At 70.3% G+C, this 18,682-nt stretch carries 15 protein-coding genes and 1 pseudogene; 9 read left to right on the forward strand and 7 right to left on the reverse strand.

The window, feature by feature from the left end; all coding sequences use genetic code 11:
* Positions 1-91: 91 nt before the first annotated feature.
* Together ACP4J3_RS48605 and ACP4J3_RS48610 are read right to left on the reverse strand one after the other, a co-directional pair.
* Positions 92-667, reverse strand: a complete 576-nt coding sequence (locus ACP4J3_RS48605) for a hypothetical protein (RefSeq protein ID WP_426544331.1) — start codon at positions 665-667, stop codon at positions 92-94.
* A gap of 117 nt (positions 668-784) precedes the next feature.
* On the reverse strand, positions 785-4,135 hold the full coding sequence (locus ACP4J3_RS48610; protein ID WP_426544333.1) for an ALF repeat-containing protein: 3,351 nt from the start codon (positions 4,133-4,135) through the stop codon (positions 785-787).
* 164 nt (positions 4,136-4,299) lie between these two features.
* Between ACP4J3_RS48610 and ACP4J3_RS48615 the strand changes: the two genes are divergently transcribed.
* Positions 4,300-4,779: a hypothetical protein gene (locus ACP4J3_RS48615; protein WP_426544335.1), complete on the forward strand. Its 480-nt coding sequence runs from the start codon at positions 4,300-4,302 to the stop codon at positions 4,777-4,779.
* A gap of 30 nt (positions 4,780-4,809) precedes the next feature.
* A complete protein-coding gene (locus tag ACP4J3_RS48620) occupies positions 4,810-6,939 on the forward strand; it encodes an FG-GAP-like repeat-containing protein (RefSeq protein WP_426544337.1) in 2,130 nt (709 codons plus the stop codon).
* Between the two features lie 417 nt (positions 6,940-7,356).
* Here ACP4J3_RS48620 and ACP4J3_RS48625 read toward each other — a convergent pair whose 3' ends face one another.
* Positions 7,357-7,650 (reverse strand): DUF3040 domain-containing protein, encoded by a 294-nt coding sequence (locus ACP4J3_RS48625; RefSeq protein WP_426544339.1) that lies wholly within the window; start codon positions 7,648-7,650, stop codon positions 7,357-7,359.
* A 26-nt stretch (positions 7,651-7,676) separates the two neighbouring features.
* Positions 7,677-8,573: an FAD-dependent oxidoreductase gene (locus ACP4J3_RS48630; RefSeq protein WP_426544341.1), complete on the reverse strand. Its 897-nt coding sequence runs from the start codon at positions 8,571-8,573 to the stop codon at positions 7,677-7,679.
* 40 nt (positions 8,574-8,613) lie between these two features.
* Here ACP4J3_RS48630 and ACP4J3_RS48635 point away from each other — a divergent pair, with 40 nt between their 5' ends.
* From ACP4J3_RS48635 to ACP4J3_RS48645, 3 genes are all read left to right on the forward strand, one after another.
* Positions 8,614-9,231, forward strand: coding sequence for a hypothetical protein (locus ACP4J3_RS48635; RefSeq protein ID WP_426544343.1), 618 nt, complete (start codon positions 8,614-8,616; stop codon positions 9,229-9,231).
* Between the two features lie 371 nt (positions 9,232-9,602).
* Positions 9,603-9,797, forward strand: coding sequence for a hypothetical protein (locus ACP4J3_RS48640; RefSeq protein WP_426544345.1), 195 nt, complete (start codon positions 9,603-9,605; stop codon positions 9,795-9,797).
* Between the two features lie 211 nt (positions 9,798-10,008).
* Entirely contained in the window at positions 10,009-11,397 is a 1,389-nt protein-coding gene (locus ACP4J3_RS48645; protein WP_426544347.1) for a pyridoxal phosphate-dependent decarboxylase family protein, read from the forward strand.
* A gap of 20 nt (positions 11,398-11,417) precedes the next feature.
* On the opposite strand, the pseudogene ACP4J3_RS48650 reads toward ACP4J3_RS48645, so the two are convergent.
* Positions 11,418-11,578 (reverse strand): annotated as a pseudogene (locus ACP4J3_RS48650) (SDR family oxidoreductase); the annotation flags it as partial.
* Between the two features lie 774 nt (positions 11,579-12,352).
* Between ACP4J3_RS48650 and ACP4J3_RS48655 the strand changes: the two are divergent.
* Positions 12,353-12,694 (forward strand): hypothetical protein, encoded by a 342-nt coding sequence (locus ACP4J3_RS48655; protein WP_426544349.1) that lies wholly within the window; start codon positions 12,353-12,355, stop codon positions 12,692-12,694.
* 170 nt (positions 12,695-12,864) lie between these two features.
* On the forward strand, positions 12,865-14,022 hold the full coding sequence (locus ACP4J3_RS48660) for a universal stress protein (protein WP_426544351.1): 1,158 nt from the start codon (positions 12,865-12,867) through the stop codon (positions 14,020-14,022).
* Positions 14,023-14,119: 97 nt separating this feature from the next.
* Here ACP4J3_RS48660 and ACP4J3_RS48665 read toward each other — a convergent pair whose 3' ends face one another.
* Positions 14,120-15,250: a site-2 protease family protein gene (locus ACP4J3_RS48665; protein WP_426544353.1), complete on the reverse strand. Its 1,131-nt coding sequence runs from the start codon at positions 15,248-15,250 to the stop codon at positions 14,120-14,122.
* A gap of 560 nt (positions 15,251-15,810) precedes the next feature.
* Here ACP4J3_RS48665 and ACP4J3_RS48670 point away from each other — a divergent pair.
* Positions 15,811-16,725, forward strand: coding sequence for a hypothetical protein (locus ACP4J3_RS48670; RefSeq protein ID WP_426544355.1), 915 nt, complete (start codon positions 15,811-15,813; stop codon positions 16,723-16,725).
* A gap of 400 nt (positions 16,726-17,125) precedes the next feature.
* Positions 17,126-17,961, forward strand: a protein-coding gene (locus tag ACP4J3_RS48675) for an IS5 family transposase (protein ID WP_426544359.1) whose coding sequence is annotated in 2 segments (ribosomal slippage) — positions 17,126-17,465 and positions 17,465-17,961 — 837 coding nt in all. Because the reading frame shifts where the segments join, the coding sequence is not laid out codon by codon here.
* Here the strand turns inward: ACP4J3_RS48675 and ACP4J3_RS48680 are convergent.
* Positions 17,940-18,524: a hypothetical protein gene (locus ACP4J3_RS48680; protein WP_426544357.1), complete on the reverse strand. Its 585-nt coding sequence runs from the start codon at positions 18,522-18,524 to the stop codon at positions 17,940-17,942. The two genes, ACP4J3_RS48675 and ACP4J3_RS48680, sit on opposite strands and share 22 nt — an antisense overlap.
* Positions 18,525-18,682: the final 158 nt, after the last annotated feature.

The following is an 18,682-nucleotide window of genomic DNA, read 5'->3' on the forward strand; positions in this document are numbered from 1 at the left end:
GCAAGAAGGCCTACCGGTCCAGAACCCGCCACGACAGCGAATCCCGCAGATTGATCACGACTCGATACACGCCCTAGGTCGGTCTAGTAATTCACCGCGTGTGTAGATCTCCAGGTCCCTGCCACTGCGGGAGCTTCGTCGCGAACCCGTACTCCTTGGCGATCTGTTCAAGCTCGGTGGTCCAGGGCTTGTCCGCGAGCATCTCATTGAAGGCAAGCATGGCAATGTGCAAGATCCACAGGCAGTACAGCTGGCAGGGGACGATCTCCTCGTGAATCGGCGACTGGCTGACGTGGAAGGCTTCACCCTCGGTCTTGAAGAACATCTGCACGCCGGTGGGCGTCGGATGCGTGAAGCGCGACTCGACCGTGTAGAAGCTCCATTCCTTCGTGAGGCTGTAGCCCTTGATCAGGTTCTCGATCTTGACTAGACGCTCGTTCGGATCCGCCATGATGGTGTCGTTGACCGTCTTGACGGTCTGCACCATAACCTCGTAGGCGTCCCTGTAGCGGTCCTTTGTGCCGTCCGCCTTTACGGCCTTTGCCAGCTGGATTTGGTCGCCCCGCAGCTTGCGGTTGTAGATGTCGCCTATGCGGCATTGAAAGAAGTAAAGAAAAGCCGAGAGGGAAGGGGCGTGCGGTTCGCCGCGCAGGCGGGGCTCGCCCAAGGCGGCTGGGACCGCGAAGTAGCAGGGCTACCCTCCCCCAGTTCAACGAGGGGAGGGTAGACGACGAGGGGGACAACGCCGGAAGGGTGTCCGGTATTCGGTGCGTTGGAGGGGGTACTACCAGTCGAAGAGGCTGGTGACCGAACTGGAAATAGTGCCCATGACCGACCCCACTGTCGCGTCCAGCGTCTGGCCGACGGTGGGAGCGGACTTCGTGAACAGCGCGGACCTACCCGTGAGAGTCCCTATCCCGAACGAGAAGACCGAGGCGGCGAACTCGCTGCTGTCCCACCCGTGGGCGACGCCGGTGAGGACGACGCTCGCGGCTCCTGCGGCCAGGCTGAGGCCGGTGAGCGCGAGACCGACGGCCTGCCCACCGGGGATGAGGCTGGCGATCGTTCCGGCTGTTCCCAGCCAGCTGGACCAGTTGCCCGTGACCGTCGCCCACTCCGCGGGGTCATCGACGTCCTCCGGCCAAAGGCCTATGTCCGCGTACCACGGCTTGTCCTGGTCGGCGTTCTGCGCCGGGTCGATCCCGGCCCCTTCGCACTGCTCCGCCTCCTCCGCCGCTGCCTGCGCCTCCGCCGCGAGTTCCGCCTCGCGTCGGGCTGCCGCCGTCTCCTGGGCCTGGCTCGCGGCGTCGGCCGCGGCCTGGGCGTCCTGTCCGGCCTGGTCGGCGGATGCCTGGGCCTGAGAGGCCGAGCTCTGGGCGCTCGTCGCGTATGCCACCGCCTGCGCAGCCGCAGCCGACGCCTGCCGCATCGAGTAGTTGGCGCTGCGGGCCGCGACCCGTGCCACTGCGGCGGCCTGCTTCGCACTCGCCGCTGACTGGGCGGCGTCGGCAGCCGACTGGTCGGCGGAGTCCGCGTTGGCCTGCGCCTCTTCCGCAGAGTTCGCGGCGTCCGTGGCGTAGTCCTTGGCCTTCGCCGCCCACTCGGTCGCTTCTGCTGCCGCCTGGCGGGCTTCCGCCGCCGCCTTGGACGCCAGTGCGGCGTCGTGCAACGCCTGCGCGGCGGTCCTCGCGGCGTGCGCGATGGCGGCGCGGATCGCGGCGACGTGGGTGGCCTGGTCGTGGTCCAAGCGAGCGGCGGTGAACTGGGTGTGGACGACGAAGTTCCGCCGCATCCGCGAGGGGCCCTCCAGGGCGATCCGAGCCGCCGCCGTCAGATAGGGGCCGCCTGCGTCGATCAGACGCAGGATCTTGACGCGGTCGTCCTCCTTGACGGCCTCCGGCAGTTCGAGGCGGAGGAAGCGGTGCAGGGCGGTGGCACTGCCTTCGTCGATCGCTGCCTGGGCCTTCGTTTTGACGGCGGTACCCGGGTTGTCGTTCAGCAGCTTGAGTATGGCGACGCGGTAGTCGGCCGCTGCCGCCTCGATCGCCCCGGTGCTGAGAAACGCGGTGGCGGCCCCGGCGTCGTCGCTGGTCAGGGCGGTGTGTGCGGCGTAGGCGACCGCGGAGGTGGACATCTTGGCGACGGCCAGCACCGTCTCCCGGTCGTCCTGCCGCTGGGCGAGCTCGCGGTCGGCGTCGATCCAGTTCAGGACGGACTCGTCGCCGCCGGACAGCGCGAACTCCGCCGCCTCCCGGGTCCAGGTACCGGTCGAGTCGAGCAGTTTGACCGCGGCCTTCCGGCCGGCCGTGACCGCCGCGGACACGTCCCCGCCGCTGAGGGCCGACTCCGCCGCCGCGGTCAGGTCCTTGATCTCCGAGGCGGTCTTGTCGGCCTGCGTCCGTTCCCTGTTGGCCCGCTCCGCCTCGTCGGTCTCCTCCTGCGCTTTCAGCCGGGCCAGTTCGATGCCGAGTTCCGTGTCCGCGGCGATCCGGGCCGTCTCCGCGTCCCGCGCGGCCTGCTCGACCTCCTGTGCCTCCGTGACCGCGTTGTGCGCCGTTGTCGCCGCCTCCACGGCGGCGGCCGCGTACGCCGTCGATCGCTTCGCGTACTCGATCGCCTTGCCCGCGTTCGCCGCGGCCTCGTCCGCCGCGTCCGCCGCCGCGTCCGCGTGGTCGGCGGCGCTGTTCGCGGCGTCGCGGGCCACGCGGGCAGCCGCGGCCGCGCGGTTGGCCAGGGTCTGCGCGGTGTTCGCTGCTCGGGTGGCCCGTGCCGCAGCCGCGTTCGCCTCGGCCGCGGCCTCCCTGGCCTTCGCGGCCTGGGACTGGGCGACGCCCGCCGAGGTGGCGGCGTCGGCGGCGGCGTCGGCGGCAGCGGCGGCGTTCGTGGCCGCGCTCGCGGCAGCCGACCCGGCGGCGGAGGCTTCGGCGGAGGCGACGGCGGCCTGGTCGGCGGCCGCGGCCGCGGTGCGCGCACGGCCCGCGGCGGCTCGCGCCCCCTCGGCGGCGGCACGGGCGGCGTCGGCCTTGGAGGCGTCGGCGGACGCGGCGATCGCGGCGTTGTAGGCGCGGGAAGCCGCGTTCCCCGCCGCGGCCGCAGCGGCGGCGGCGGCCTGCGCGGCCTGCGCGGCGCGCGACGACGCCGCCTGAGCCGTACGGGATGCGGCGATCGCCGTGTTGGCCGCGCTCGCGGCTCCTCGTGCGGCGTTCGCGGCGTCGTTCGCCGCCTTGGCCGACTTGGTGACGTCCTCCTGGGCCGCCCGCGCTTCCTCCGCCGCCTTCAGGGCGGCGGCCTTGGCCTTCTCCGCGGCGTCCTTCGCCTGCGCGGAGGCGGCGACGGCCTGCTCGGTCTGGAGCTTCGCGCGTCGGCCCTCGCGTTCCACGATGTCGACCAACTGGCCGATCGTCGCGGCCTCTTCGTCGCGGGCGCGGGCGATGTACTGGCCGGAGGTGAGGAACTGGGTGATGGCCTCGGGTGATCCGTCGTTCAGGGCGCGCTGGGCGTACTTCTTCACCTCGGGCGAGGCGGTGCTCAGCATGGTGAGGACCGCGACCTGGTCGTCCTCTTGCTGGGCGGTGTACTGCGTCTCGGTCAGGAAGGTCCGCAGGGCCTTCCATGTGCCCGTCTCCAGCGCGTTGCCGGCCTCCCGCCTGACCGCGGTGCCACCGTGGCTCTGGACGGTGAGGACCGCCACCCGCAGATCCTCCAGGACGGGCGCCTGGTGGCCGTCGCGCAGGAAGGCGGCGACCGCGTCATCGCCGGCCGCCAGCGCCGTGCCGGCGCTCGCGCGGGTCGCCTTGCCCGCGTAGGCCAGGCTGGAGATGACCGCGAAGCGGTTGTCCTCAGCCCGGGCGGCGGGCAGTTGGGCAGTGAGGAAGTCGGTGACGGCGGCGGTCGTGCCGGCGGTGAGCGCGGCGGCCGCGGCCTCGCGCACGGCACGCCCACCGATCTTGTACGCCCATACGGCCCGGCCCCGTTCGGTGTCGGGCAGACCGTTGTGCGTGCCGGCCGGGTCGGTCTCGGCGGCGCGGGCCGGGGCGGCGGCGCTCAGGGTGAGGGCAGTCGGCAGAGCGGGGGCGGCGGCGACTCCCGCGAGGGACGCGAGTAGGCGGCGTCTGCTCCACAATGAAGGCGACAAAACGGACATCCTTCTCGTGTGACTACAGGCATGCGGTTTGGGTGTCGCACCGTAACCACTGGTGTCGAAGGAAACATCCTGGAACTTTCGAGGGTCATGAGGAGCGAGTCGGTTGATACGTGTAGGGGCTCACGCATCATCAACTTCCGTACGGAGGACCCCTCGTGAGACGCTGGCTCCCCTTGGGCCTCGCCACCGCGGCCACCGCCGCTGTCGCCGCCGTATCGCTGCTGTTCACCCCCGCGACGCCCGCCGCGGCCGACGACATACCCCCGGTCGCCGTCGAGGACTTCGCCTATCCGAACGCCGACCAGATCTACGCTGACACCGGCATCCGGCTGATCAGCGGCGACGGCAACATTCTGCTGGCCGACTGCGGCGCCACCGGGCTGATCGAGGTCTGGGCGCGCGGCAGGACCGACAGGATCTGCTTCTCCGTGAAGGGCGACTCCGGCCGGATCGCCCTTGAGGTGCCGCAGGTCTACGGCATCAAGGGCAACGACTACGAAATCGTCGCCGACATGACGGTGGACGGCACCGAGACCTCGTACGACATCACCCCGAACAGCTGGACGCCCGTCGGCGAGAGCGCCGACCCCGAGGGTCGTGACCACACCCTCGTGGAGCTCCGCGCCACCAGGTAATCCATCACCGTTCCGCCGAGAGGGATCCCCATGTTCTCGCCCCTGCGACACCCCGGCCGCCTCAGACTCGGCCTCTCCCTGCTGGCCGCAGGCGCCGTCCTGTCCGCGCCGCTGCCCGCCGCACACGCCGTGGTCGGCACCCCGACCCCCGACGGCACCCACGCCTTCACCGCCCACCTCGACATCGGCAACGGCAAGCGGTCCTGCTCCGCCGCCCTGGTCGACGCCGAGTGGCTGGTCACCGCCGCCTCCTGCTTCGCCGCCGACCCGCAGTCCGGCACCGCCCCGGAGGCCGGAAAGCCCGACCTGAAGACCGTCGCGACGATCGGCCGCACCGACCTCTCCGGCACGGGCGGACATGTCTCCGAGGTCACCCACATCGTGCCGCGGGCCGGCCGCGACCTGGTCTTCGCCCGCCTCGCCACACCGGCCACCGGCATCACGCCGGTGACCCTCGCCGACTCCGCCCTGGCCGCCGGTGACGACCTGACCGTCCTCGGCTACGGTCGCACCAAGACCGAATGGGTGCCCGGCAAGCTCCACCAGGCGAACTACACCCTGGACGCGGTCACCGACAACACCCTCGCCATGAGCGGCAGGACCGCCGACGACTCCGTCTGCAAGGGCGACACCGGCGGCCCGGTCCTGCGCGCAACCGGCAGCGGCACGTACGAGCTCGTCGCCGTCAACTCCCGCTCCTGGCAGGGCGGTTGCCTCGGCAGTGCCGAGACCCGCACCGGCGCGCTCGCCGCCCGTACCGACGGCTCACCAGGCGGCGCGACCATGACCGCCGGGCAGACCCTGCGCTCCGGCGACTCACTGCTGTCGAAGTCCGCCAAGGTCACCATGGGCACTGACGGCAACCTGACCATCGCCTCCAACGCCGGCAAGACCCTGTGGTCCTCCGGCACGGCCGGCAACGCGGGCGCCACCGCCACCTTCGGCACGGACGGCAACCTGACCGTGCGGTCGACCGGCGGTGCCACCCTGTGGGAGTCGAAGACCTCCGCGCCCGGCGGCACAGCCGTCCTCCAGGACCGCGGCAACTTCGTCGTCCGGACCGCCTCCGGCGACACCATCCGGTCCAGCAACACCGTGGTCCGCAACGACCTCAACGGCGACGGCCGTTCCGACTTCGCCGTCTCGTACGACTTCGCGGACGGCCGCGACGCCATCAACCACTTCCTCACCGCCTCAAACGGCACCTTCCAGGCACCCCACAGCGGCTGGAAAACCACCACCGACACCTGGAACGCGTCCAGGGCGAAGATGCTGACCGGCGACTACAACGGCGACGGCCTCGCCGATGTCGCCGGCGTCTACGGATACTCCGACGGCAGCGTGGGCATCTGGACCTGGCTCGCCAAGGGAGACGGCACCTACGCCACGCCGTTCCGCACCTGGAAGTCCCAGCCCGGAAACTGGACCTTCTCCCGGTCCACCTTCGTCAGCGGTGACTTCGACGGTGACGGCCGCGACGACATCGCCGCCTGGTACGACTACGCCGCCGGGCACGACCGGATCTGGACCTTCCGGTCCACCGAGGCCGGCGGCTTCAACGCGCCCACGTACTCCCTCACCATCGCGGAAGGCAACTGGAATGCCGCCGTCGCCAAGCTGGTGACCGGCGACTACAACGCCGACGGCCGCGACGACATCGGCATCTTCTACAACTACGACAGCGGCCTCGCCCGCACCTACACCTTCCTCGCCACCACCGACGGCGGCTTCAAGTCCGGCGTCAAGGGCTGGGAGGGCGCGACCTGGGGCTCCCGCGACCGCACCACCGTCTACTCCGGCGACTTCAACGGCGACGGCCGCGACGACCTCGCCACCTGGTACGACTACAGCGACGGCACCGACGGGGTCCACACCTGGCTGTCCGACGGCAGCGGCGTCCTCGGCACCCACAAGGCCTCCACACGCGTCGCCGCCGGCAACCTCACCCGCAGCAGCATGAAGATCGCCGCCGGCGACTACAACGGCGACGGCCGGGACGACCTGGGCTTCATGTACGGGTACAGCAACGGCACCGTCAAGATGTGGACCATGCCTGCCCTGAGCGGAGGTACCTTCGGCGCGTACACCGGCAGCTGGGCGTCCACCGGTTCGTCCTGGACCTTCTCCCGCGTCGGCGTGATCGAGCGGTACCCCTCCTGACAACTCCAGAGCGGCCTCCGGCTCTCCCCCAGGGAGGGAGCCGGAGGCCGTTTTGAACCTCGGCGGTCAGTCCACGAACTTGCTGCAGGCCGACGCGTAGACCCGTTGACAGGCCTGCCCCGAGTTGCGTGGAGCCAGGGGCATGTCCCTGGGCGACATGGGGCCATGCACACGGCCCCGGCCATAGGCAGGGGACCTCGTCAAGACACCCGGACACCGCCCCACCGCACAATTACCTTCCGTGTAGAGCCCGGTTCGGGCTCGTGGCCTCCGCACGGCGTTATGCAGTCTGTCAACCTGTTCCAGCCCCGTGAGTGTCTCAAGGCTTCGCTGCTGCCTGGCCGCATGACGAGGAGTCGTGGGCCAGGCGGCAGCGCGCGGTTGTCAGGGGCGGGTGGCGAGGAGGGGGCCTGGCCTTCACAGGTCGAAGATGCGGTCCCATGCCCACGCGTCGGCGCACAGCGCGATGATGCTGAGGTGGGCGATCTGTCCCGATCCGGCGGCCAGCCCGGCTGTCAGGGTGATGAGCCCGGCTATGCCTGTCAGCGTTGCTGCGTGGGTGCGGCGCTGGCCTCGCGAGGTGTGGGATTGCGCGTACGGGTGGCCGTAGTAGCGGGGAGCGGTCAGCAGGCGGGCCAGTCGCGGGTCCTGAGTGCGCAGATGGTCCGCGCTCGCGGCGAGTTGGCGCTGCTGGTGTGGAGGTTGTGCCATGGCTGACTTCCTGCGTCACTGGTGGTTTATGCCGCTGCCGGGTGTCGGTCGGCCAGGAGGTGTTCGGTGAGCTGGGCGGCGTCTTCTGCGCGGCCCCAGGAGAGGGTCACGCCGGCGCCGCCGTGGCCGTAGTTGTGGATGATGCGGGTGCCGGGCTCGGTTTCGAGCCGGACGTTGTGGGTGCGGAAGGGGCGCAGTCCGGCGCGGACCGGGTCGGCCTGGTCGATTGCGGCTCCGGCGAGAGCGGGCAGGAATTGCTGGCAGCGGGCGAGCGCGTCGCGCAGGGGCTGGTGGTTGTTCAGGTCGATGTCGGTGTCCCGGCGCCGCGTTCGACGAGTCCGCCGAGGAGGAGCCGGTCCTCGCCCCGGGGCACGATGAAGATCATGTCCTGGGTGTCGCTGGTGGCGTCGTGGGCCACGGCGTGGGCGGTGGTGATGCGGGGCATGGTGGTGCTGTCGTTGACCACGCGGATCAGGGCTCCCCGGTGGGGGGTCCAGGGCCGGGTCGGCGGCGAGTTCGATCGAGCCCAGGCCGGTGCAGTTGACGATGGCGTCGGCACCGAGCTCGTCCCGCAGCCGGTGTTCCTGCTCGCGTAGGGTGCCGGAGATGCGCCGGGAGATGAGGCGGCATCCGGCGGCGAGGGCTTCGCGCTGGAGCCAGGCCAGGTAGCGGTCGGTGTCCACCATCGGGGCCAGGTAGGAGTAGGCATCGGTGACCTGGGCGTCCGGATTCACTCCGTGGTGGCGGATGAGTGCGGGATCGTGGACGAAGCCGGGCACGTGGGCTTGCAGTTCGTGCATTTTCGCCAGCTCGACGGGGTTGTCGGCGACCGCGTGACGGAAGTGGAAGACCGCGGGCCGCAGGAACACCCCCGTGTGCGGGTTCGCGGCGAGCCGGGCGAAGGCGCGGTAAGAGGTCTTCATCAACTCCATCGGCGGCCGCCCCAGCCTGCTCCTCTCGCTGGTGCTGACCGCGCGCGACGGCACGATCCGGAGCCTTCAGGCTGAGGGCCACACCGTCGTGGCCGTCAGCCGCGACGGCCTCCCGTTGGGTGTGCTCGCGCCGGCCGACGCCGTACGCCCACAGGCCGCCGGAACCGTGGACCGGCTGCGCGCCGAGGGCCTGGTGCCCATGCTGGACGCCTTCCGCATCGCCGGGGCACACCTGGGCTACTTGCCGGACTCGACCACCATGTTCGGCAACCTGATCACCGGCGCCAAGCCGATGGCCGACCCCACCACCCTCCGCTACACCCTGGGCACGATCTACCACCTGTTCAACGGCATCTCCTTCGCCCTGGTCTACTCCATCGTCTTCGGTCGCACCCGCTGGTGGGGCCCGGTGCTGTACTCGGTCCTGTTCGTCGAGACCGGCATGATGGTCCTGCCTCCGATGGAACCGCAGTTCGGACCCTTCGGCCTGGACAAATACGGCACCGTCTTCAGCGGCTACTACCAGATCACCCTGCTCGCCCACCTGGCGATGGGCCTGGCCCTCGCGGCCGTCATCCACACCATGGCCCGCCACCGCGGTCTACTGCCCGAGATACTCACCCGCCGCACCACTGCCCACCCCGCATGACACCCGCCCCCTGCCCTCGTGCTCAGCGCATTCGACCGCCTCTTGGCAGCCATGCTCGCCGGGCTCGGCGCCCTGACCAGTCGCCCAGGGGCCTCCCGTCCCCGTCCCGGAGACGGGAAAATCGGGGCTGGTGTCCGTCCGGCTGACGTCGCCTGTGCTTGGTGCGGTCGAGTCCGTTAACCAGCCTGCTGGGGGCCGTCGGCGAAGATCGGCCTGTGCTGCGGTGTCCTGACACTGATCGCCGCCGCAGGCACCGCCGCCGTGCAGTACAACCACCGCGTCGCCGCCCTGATCCAGGTGATCTGCCTGCCCTGCTGGTGTTCTGCCTGATCGAGCGCCAGGCGAGGCCTGCACTGGGCCCCGAACAGACGATGATCGGCCTCTATCCGGACAACCGCCGGGTCCGGCCAACCGACCGGATGATCCTCTACCACCTCGGCGAGCTGACGCTGCGGATCGGTAACGTGACCGACCCGCCCAGCGTCCAGATCACCCGCGGCGTCCAACTCCACCTCCTCGAACTCCTCGGCATCGAAGTCACACGAACCCGCTGGCCACAGACCTGAATCGCTGGCCAACGAAGTACGGGGCCAGACCCGTACGAGGGTTGTGGTTCCGGCCGGCCTATGACAAAACGGTGAACCTCGTCGCCGATGAGCCGGCATACGGGGAGCCCGCGGCCGTGGGCGACCAGCAGCAGGACCGGTGAGCGCGCCCAGTCCAGTTTCCCGGAAGTGGACCGGGTGTGAGGCTGGCCTGCCGTCTACGCTGCGTCGCATGCACCACGTACTCGCCGACGATCTGGCCCGGCTTCCCGAACTGCTGCAGTCCGCCTGTGACTTCGCCGCCCGTGAGACGGCGGACGCGGCCGAACGGCCGGTCGCCGCGCCGGGGCGGGCGCCCGGACGCGCTCCGCTCCCGCAGGAGGGCGCGGGGGGCGATGCCGCACTGGCCCGGTTCGCCGCGCGGTGGGCGCCCGGCTTCTCCGGCTCCGCCGGTCCCCGCTACCTGGGATTCGTCACCGGGGGCGCGACGCCGGCGTCGGTCGCCGGGGACTGGCTGACCTCCGTCTTCGACCAGAATCTGTCCGGCGCCGGCGGCTCGTGGGCGCAGGAGCTGGAGCGGGAGACCGTGGCCTGGCTGCGTGAGCTGTTCGGGCTGGGCGAGGCGCACAGCGGGACCTTCGTGACCGGCGCGACCATGTCCAACACGGTCGGCCTGGCCATCGGCCGGGAGTGGCTCGGCGAGCGGCTGGGCGTGGACACCTCCCGCGCGGGCGCAGCCGCGCTGGGCCCGGTCGACGTGCTCTCCGGCAGCCCGCACTCCAGCGTGGCCAAGGCGATGTCGGTGCTGGGCATCGGCCGAGACCGGCTGCGGCGGGTGCCTCTCCTGCCCGGGAACCGGGAGGCCGTGGACGTGGCCGCGCTGGAGTCGGCGCTGGCGGACCTGGCCGGACGGCCCGCGATCGTCGTCGCGAACGCGGGCACCGTGAACACCGTGGACTTCGACGATCTGCGGGCGATCGCCGCGCTGAAGGAGCACCACGACTTCTGGCTGCACGTCGACGCCGCGTTCGGCGGCTTCGCCGCGCTCTCCCCCGCGTACGCCGGCCTCGTCGACGGTCTCGACGCGGCGGACTCCGTCTGCGTGGACCTGCACAAGTGGCTCAACGTGCCCTATGACGCGGCCGTGCAGTTCACCCGCCGCCGCGATCTGCAGGTGAAGGTGTTCCACAACGCCTCGCCGTATCTGGGCCTGCCCGTCGGCGAGCCCGACTTCCTGCACCTCGCTCCGGAGAACTCCAGGCGGCTGCGGGCCCTTCCGGCGTGGTTCTCGCTGGTGGCCTACGGACGTGCCGGGCACCGGGAGATCGTGGAGCGGAACGTGGCCCTGGCCCGCCGACTCGGCGAGGGCGTCGACGCGCTGCCGGGGCTGCGACTGCTGGCGCCGGTCCGGCTCAACGTCGTCTGCTTCACCCTCGCCGGGGAGCCGACCGAGGAGCGGGTGGCCGCGCTGGCCCAGGCGGTCGCCGAGTCCGGGGAGGCGTATGTGACGCCGACGGTGTACAGCGGGGTGCCCGGGCTGCGTGCCGCGTTCAGCAACTGGCGCACCACCCACTCCGACACCGAGCGGGTGCTGGAGGCGCTGGCGAGAGCCTCGGCCTGAAATCCCGCGGGCGGGGCGGTTCAGGGGCGCGGTACGGCCGTGTGGAAGCCGGTGCTCACTGCGGTGAGGCCGCCGTCGGCCACGAGGGTGGTGCCGGTGATCCAGGCCACGTCCCAGGACGCGAGGAAAGGACCGCGGCGGCAATGTCCTGGGGTTCACCGACACGGCCGAGCCGGTAGAGGGCGAGGTCAGCCGGTTGGCCACCACCAGTGCCTCGATGACCTGCCCGTGCGTCAAGTGGGCGCTCGCAGCGCCCGGACACAGCTCGTCCACGACCCCGCCCACACCAGCCGGCGCAGAAACTCGGCAGCGACAGGCAGAGCGCCCAGACGCTTCTCCACCACGCACGTCACCGCCACCTCAAGACGCTGACGCTCAGACCGTGGCCGCCGGGACCGGGAAGTCATCGATACCCCCCACCCAACGCCACACCACCGACCCAGGACACCCCCGGACCGGTCACACCATACGAATCAGCGACCCGCGAAGTACGGGGCTAGATCGCTCCAGGATCGCTTCAAAGGCGTGGCACCCCTCTTGGCGCAGGCCCCCGAGGGCAGCACGCCTTCACACGGCGGGCTCCGGCGCGGCTTCGGCGATACGCTGCTCGCGGGTGCCGGAAGCCTGGTCGGCGAACAGACGCCGCGCCTGCCCCGGAGCCGCTGATGAGCTGCTTCCGCTTCCATCATCGCATGGCGGTGATCTCTACTGGCGCCGCAAATGTTCGGTGCCCCGTCCTTCGGCGGGAACGCCGCCGTCGTGCTGATCCGTCCGGCCTCGCACCTGCTTCGCCGCTAGGCACCCAGTTCACCCGGTAGGAGAAGCCGGCGCGGGCCGGAGGGCTTCGATTCGGTGGCGACATCGCGCACAGCGCCCGCTCGCCCGCCTGTTCCAACTCGACGACCTCGCGAGCGTGCCCAGGCGGCACCACGCATCACCAAGGAGGACGCCAGCCATGTCGGCACGTAAATTCGTCGAGCCCTACCCGTACGTGTCCACCGACGCCCCCGCCACCGACGCGGCCCAGCTGCTGGCCGAGCACAAACTGCCCGCGCCGCTGGTCGTCGACCGCGACGGCCTGCCCTATGCCATCGTGCCCGGCTCACAGCTCATCGGACAGCTCGTGCCTGAGTACGCGCTGGAGGATCCGTCGCTCTCCGCCCTGGTCGACGACCGGGACCTCGACGAAGTACCGAGAAGATGGCCGGGCTCACGGTCGCCGAGTGGCTGCCGCGCCGCAGGTTCCGGCCGCCGACGGTCGGCCCCGACACGGGCGTCCTGCACATCGCAGCACTGATGGCGCGCACGCACACCCCGCTGGTCGATGCGGTGACGGCTGCCCGTCTGATGGAGCGACTCCTCCAAAGACCTTGAACGGTCGGCACACCGACGACGAGTAAGCCTTCTGGTCCCCACTGCGCTGTCCCGATGTACCGGCGACGCAGCAAGGCGTGGTGGCGCGGGAGAATGAAGGCATCCATCCTGGCGCGGGCGAAGGCGGTGGGATCGATGACGCTGCCCCTGGTCGTGGGTGTCGACGGATCAGAGGCCGGCCTCTGGGCGGCCGACTGGGCCACGGACGAGGCGGCCCTGCACGGCCTGCCGCTGCGCATCGTGCACGCCTCCCTGTGGGAACGCTACGAAGGCCCCGTCTTCACGCAGTCCGCAGAGGTTCCCGCCGAGCATGCCCTCGCACAGGACATCGTCGACCGCGCCGCTGAACGGGCCCGCAAGCGCAACCCGGACGTGAAGATCACGGTCGACATCCTTCCTGACGACGCCGAGGCGGCGCTGTTGCGGGAGGCGCGCCTCGCCGCCGCCGTCGTGACGGGGTGCCGGGGCAGAGGCCCGATCACGTGCGCACTGCTCGCCTCGGTAAGCCGCTCCCTGGCCACGCATGCCACCAGCCCGGTGGTCGTCGTACGTGGCAGCCCGCCCAACCGGCAAGGGGCCAACGGCCGTATCGTGGTCGGCGTCGGCGATGCCTCGACCAGCACCGTGGCGATAGCGTTCGCGTTCCGCGAGGCCGAAGCACGGCGGTGCGCGCTGGACGCCGTACGTGCCTGGCGTCGCCCCGCCCACAAACCGCTGGCGCATCCGCTGCTCGCCGGGGATCCCGCCCACCACTACGAGGATCAGGCATCGGCCCTGCTCGACGACGCCCTGCGGGCCCCGGAACTCGAACACCCCGATGTGGTGGTGCATCGCATCGCCGCCGAGGGCCCGGCCCATCACGTCCTGCTCACCCACTCGGCCACGGCCGACCTGCTCGTCCTCGGCGCCCCTCGACGACACGGGCCTCTCGCGTTGCCCCTCGGTCGCGTGATGCACGCGGCGCTTCAGCACGCCCAATGCCCGGTCGCGGTGGTGCCGCAACGCGCAGCCGCATCAGCAGCCCAGGCCACGGCGGACGGCGCACATGCCACCGAGACCGACCACAAGATCCACCAGGGGAAGACAGGCAAGGCGGCGGAGAAGGCCCGCGACCTCGGCCAGCGCCTCAGCGACGCCCAGCAACAAAGCGATGGGGCGGCGACGCTCAGATCATGCAGTTGCAGAGCCGACTCGCCGCCGCCGGCTGAACCCGCGCCGTGCGGCGCTCGGACGGTCGCGTGCACTGAGTGAGTGTCGGACTGTCGCCGACCGTGGTTGATCCGAAGGGCACACCTCACGCCCCAGAGGTTCCGCTCATTCGCCGACGCAGTTTCCAAGCCTCGATGACTCACCCGCTGTCGTCACCGCGGAGTGTGTGGCGCTGAGCGATCCGGGCGATGTCCCGCGCGGTGATGATGCCCACCAGGCGCGGGCCGTCCATGACCAGGATGTGCATGCCGACGCCCGGAGAGAGCTTTTCCAGTACGTCTTCCAGGAGGTCGTCCGGCGCGCAGGTGCTGCCCTGCGGCAGCGGCGTCGCCAGGTCCCGTACGCGCAGTGTCTCCCGCTGCGGTGCGCGGATCCTCGCGAGCTGCGGGATATTCAGCAGTCCGGTGGGGTGTCCGTCGAAGGAGGTCAGGACCAGCGTCGAGTGGTGGGTCTGCAGGGCGACGTCCTCGACGCAGCGTTGCACGGTGATCCAGTCCGGGCACGTCTCCACGGGGCTGGTCATGGCATCGGCCGCTCGCACCCCGCGCAGGGCGGGGGCCAGCTTGGCGTGCTGGCGTTCCGCGTTGGCGACGATCAGGACGAAGAAGCCGATGATCGCCAGCCAGAGACCGCTCAGGGCGCCGCCCAGGACGGAGATCCATCCGCCGGCGATCAGCAGGATGCCGAGGATCTGCCCGCCGCGTGCGGCGGCCCGCTCGGCCCGGTCGCGGTCCCCGGTACGCCACCACATCGCCGCCTGGACCACCCGTCCGCCGTCGAGCGGCGCGGCCGGGAGCAGGTTGAACACGCACAGGACGACGTTCACCCAGCCCAGCCACAGCAGGACGGCTGCGGGCATCGCCCAGTCGGACACCGCGTCCAGACCGATGCCCGCCCCGATCCCGATTGCGCCGACGAGGAGACTGACGAGCGGTCCGCTGACGGCTGTCAGGAAGGCTGCCCCGGCCCTGCGCGGCCTGCCCATAGCGGTCATCCCGCCCAGCGCCCACAGCGTGATGCTCTGGACCTCGATGCCCTTCTTCCGGGCCGTGACCGCGTGGGCGGCTTCGTGCGCCAGCAGGCTCGCGACCAGCAGCAAGGCCCCGGCCAAACCGGCGACCGTGTACGCGGCGCTCGACTGGTCCGGCACCGAGGCGGGGAGGGTGCGACTGCCCAGGCTGTACCCGAAGAGCACCACGAGCACAGGCACGGTCCAGTGGATGCGCAGCGGCACCCCGAGAACTCGTCCCATCCGTACCGAGCCTTTCATGACCATCTCCCGCGGACCGAGGTAACCGCTCCTTCACCCGCGCCCTTGCGACGCGGGCCACGGGACCGGATCAGCGCGATGCCCGCCTACTGCAAGTCTCGCTCGGAAACGGCAGCCCACGGCGCTGGGTATGGGCGGATGCGACCAGTGCGTGGCCGTGCGGTGACCGGGGGTCGTCATCGCCGGAGTGCTGATCCGACAGCCATCGACGGACGCCCGAGCCTGCCCCTGGCCTTCCCCCGCTGGGACGGAACCACGGATGGGGTGCGGCTTGAGCCGGGCGTCCCTGAGCCGCCCCGGACTCACCCCCGGTCTTCCCCTGATCCGGCCCCCCTCCCAAAGGTGGAGGCTCCGCCGCCAGACCCTGAGGCCGGGTGAGGAAACCCCTGGTGGTTCAGGGGTTGAGAGATCAGGGAGTGGCTTGCGGGAAGGGGCTTCCGACGGCCCTCCACCTCGTCTTCTCCCCGGGGCGGAACATTGTCCTCCGGGAGCGGGACAGTGGTTGGCTGTCGGCCGGTCACATCAGCAGCCCAGCAGGGCACAGGACACGAAGGAACTCCATGCGCGGGTACAGCAGGCGTGGTGTCATCGTGGGCGGCGCGGCCGCAGCGGTGGCTCTGCTCACCGGGGCGGGACAGGGGCGTGGTAGGGCACCAGAGCGCAGGCGCCAGGCCCCGCTGGCTGTGGTCACTGGCGAGGGCGGCTTCACGGCGCCGGCGACGGCCGCCGCTGGAGACGTGGCCTTCCGCGTGCATACGACGGGCCGCACCACCGGCTACGTCGGGCTGGCCCAACTCCGCGGCGGGGCCACCGAGGACGAGTTCCGCGCGCGGCTGCGACGTGTCTTCGAGACCGAGGGGGCGGAGAACATCCGGGCGGCCAGGGAGTTCGCCGCCACCGCCGAACTGTTCGGCGGGGCACAGACCCACCCCGGCCAGGACCTGACCTTCACCGCACATCTGGAGCCGGGCCGCTATCTCGTCCTCGAATTCCTGGACTTCCAGGGAGCCCGGGGCCGGGACCCGGAACCCGGCCAGGAATACCTCCGCGCCCTCACCGTCGCGGACGCCCAGCGCGGGGGGACGGCGCCGCGCCCCGCCGCCGTCCTCACGGCCCGCGACGTACCCGGCAAGGGACCGCGCTTCAAACTGGAGGGCCGGATACTGCCGGGCAGGCCCTTGCGCTACGTCAACGCCATGGGCAGGGATCAGGTGGACGAACTGGTCTTCTACCCCATCGAGGACGACTCCGTCACCGAGAACGACCTCCAGGCGTTCTTCGACGGCAGCACTGCGGAGCCCCCGTTCGACATGGCCAGAGTGCTCGGCACCCCGCCGCTCTCCCCTGGACGTGAGGTGATCGTGGAACTGCCGCTGAAGCCGGGCCGGTACGCCGTCGCCACCTGGGCCAACAGCCTCGAAGACGCCCGTCCTCTCGCCGCGCACGGCCAGTACTTCATCATCACCGCGCGCTAATGGCACCTAGTCCAATGGTTTCAGCGTCCGCCCAGCGGATCCGATCCGCACGCTGAGGCTCTGCCCCTAAACGGGCGGCCCGGAAGGCGGTGGTGACGTCCCGGGCCGTTCTCAGTGGGCGGGGCGACAGGGGCGCTCTTCAGGCTTGCGGGCGCCTCGCCGGGGCATGGCCCGAGGTCCGCTCTGGGCGCCCATCCCTTCTCGCTACCGCTGTGCGGGATGCTGCGCGTGCGCGTCACAAACGTTTCTGTTGACGACTTCGACGTCGGTTCCGAGACTGGTGTCCCTTGTCATCCAATCGAGTCGTTTGACAGCGAACCCAGCCGTTTCGGCTTCTTTGACAGCGAACCCAGAGATCATCTCATTTGGTCGGTTCGGTAGGCTGCGGGCTGTGGTGGGGATTGTCGAGCGGCTGGTGCCGGACGAGTTGTGGGAGCTGTTCCAACGGGTGGTGCCGGAGGCTCCTTCGCGGCCTCAGGGTGGTGGCCGACGTCGGCATGGTGACCGAGAGGTGTTGGCCGCGATCGTGTTCGTGGCCACGTCGGGCTGCACGTGGCAGCAGTTGCCGTCCGCGTCGTTCGGGCCGTCGGGAGCGACAGCCCACCGGCGCTTCTCCGAGTGGACGAAGGCCCGTGTGTGGGCCAAGCTCTACCGCCTGGTCCTCGACGAACTCGGGGCCCGAGGCGAGCTGGACTGGTCCCGCTGCGCGATCGACTCGGTGAACATGCGGGCCCTGAAAAGGGGGACCTGACAGGTCCGAATCCTGTGGACCGGGGCAAGTACGGCTCGAAGATTCACTTGATCACTGAGCGGACCGGTCTACCCGTCTCTGTCGGGATCTCGGCGGCGAACCTGCACGACAGCCAGGCCCTGATCCCACTAGTGAAGGGCATACCGCCGATCCGCTCCCGCCGCGGGCCCCGTCGGCGCAAGCCGGGCAAGCTCCACGGCGACAAAGGCTACGACTGCTCCCACCTGCGGCAATGGTTACGCGTGCGGGGCATCACCCACCGCATCGCCCGTAAGGGCGTCGAGTCCTCGCAGCGGCTGGGCCGTCACCGCTGGACCATCGAACGCACCATGGCCTGGCTCGCCGGCTGCCGGCGCCTCCACCGACGCTACGAACGCAAGGCCGACCACTTCCTTGCCGTCACCAGTATCGCCTGCGCCCTCATCTGCTATCGCAGGCTCATGCCCGCCCGGGGCGACAGAGCTCAGCTGTTCGCGGCGCCATAGTGCAGGACGTCGCCTCGTGGAAGCAGGTATCCGATGTCACGCGTCCGCGGCAGCACTCCCGCCAGCGTCGATGCGTCGGTGCAACCGGAGACCTCGAAACCGATAACCCCCAGGCTGAAGGAGGCGCTCTTGAAGGTTTCGGCCCCGATGGCAGCCAGCCATTCGTCCATCACGGCAGACCTGAAGAACGGTCGACCGTCCCAGTAGGCGAGGCCCGCCTGATCCAGCGCACCGACGGGGACGTAGAAGTCCAGCCAGTCACTGCCTTCATCACCGCCCCGGATCGCCACACAACCGCAGACCACCAGTTGGCCCGTCGGTAGCCGGACCTGACCGTGCAGATGACCGAACTCGGCCAGTGATCCCGGCGTGCAGGGCACGGGATCCTGCTCCTCAGGTTCACGGTCTCTCCGCCCGAAGCACCCGCGAACGTCTGCGGCAGACCACAGAGCACTCAGGACGGCTTGGATCCGGGCATCATCGCTCGACCCAACCTCTATGGCCAGCTCGTAGTAGCCGCCGGACCAGTTGCTCTGGTCCCGGAAGGCGGCAGGGCTCGTCATGACGTGATCATGCGGCAGAGTCACCCCTCAACGCCACCTGCAATTCAAACGCGCGGCCGGACCAATTGAGATGGCCTCTAATACTCCAGTGAGAGATCGTGTCCTGAGCTGGTTCTTCTCGTTGTCCGGTCGTGGAGGGGATTACTGAAGTCGAGGGC

It is taken from the genome of Streptomyces sp. UG1 (assembly GCF_049974585.1).
GTDB lineage: Bacteria > Actinomycetota > Actinomycetes > Streptomycetales > Streptomycetaceae > Streptomyces.

Excerpts from the sequence above, each read along its gene's own strand:
- ACP4J3_RS48620 (WP_426544337.1), top strand. The coding sequence starts at position 4,810 with ATGTTCTCGCCCCTGCGACACCCCGGCCGCCTCAGACTCGGCCTCTCC.
- ACP4J3_RS48625 (WP_426544339.1), bottom strand. The coding sequence starts at position 7,650 with ATGGCACAACCTCCACACCAGCAGCGCCAACTCGCCGCGAGCGCGGAC.
- ACP4J3_RS48630 (WP_426544341.1), bottom strand. The coding sequence starts at position 8,573 with ATGAAGACCTCTTACCGCGCCTTCGCCCGGCTCGCCGCGAACCCGCAC.
- ACP4J3_RS48640 (WP_426544345.1), top strand. The coding sequence starts at position 9,603 with ATGATCGGCCTCTATCCGGACAACCGCCGGGTCCGGCCAACCGACCGG.
- ACP4J3_RS48645 (WP_426544347.1), top strand. The coding sequence starts at position 10,009 with ATGCACCACGTACTCGCCGACGATCTGGCCCGGCTTCCCGAACTGCTG.
- ACP4J3_RS48655 (WP_426544349.1), top strand. The coding sequence starts at position 12,353 with ATGTCGGCACGTAAATTCGTCGAGCCCTACCCGTACGTGTCCACCGAC.
- ACP4J3_RS48660 (WP_426544351.1), top strand. The coding sequence starts at position 12,865 with ATGAAGGCATCCATCCTGGCGCGGGCGAAGGCGGTGGGATCGATGACG.
- ACP4J3_RS48665 (WP_426544353.1), bottom strand. The coding sequence starts at position 15,250 with ATGAAAGGCTCGGTACGGATGGGACGAGTTCTCGGGGTGCCGCTGCGC.
- ACP4J3_RS48670 (WP_426544355.1), top strand. The coding sequence starts at position 15,811 with ATGCGCGGGTACAGCAGGCGTGGTGTCATCGTGGGCGGCGCGGCCGCA.
- ACP4J3_RS48680 (WP_426544357.1), bottom strand. The coding sequence starts at position 18,524 with ATGACGAGCCCTGCCGCCTTCCGGGACCAGAGCAACTGGTCCGGCGGC.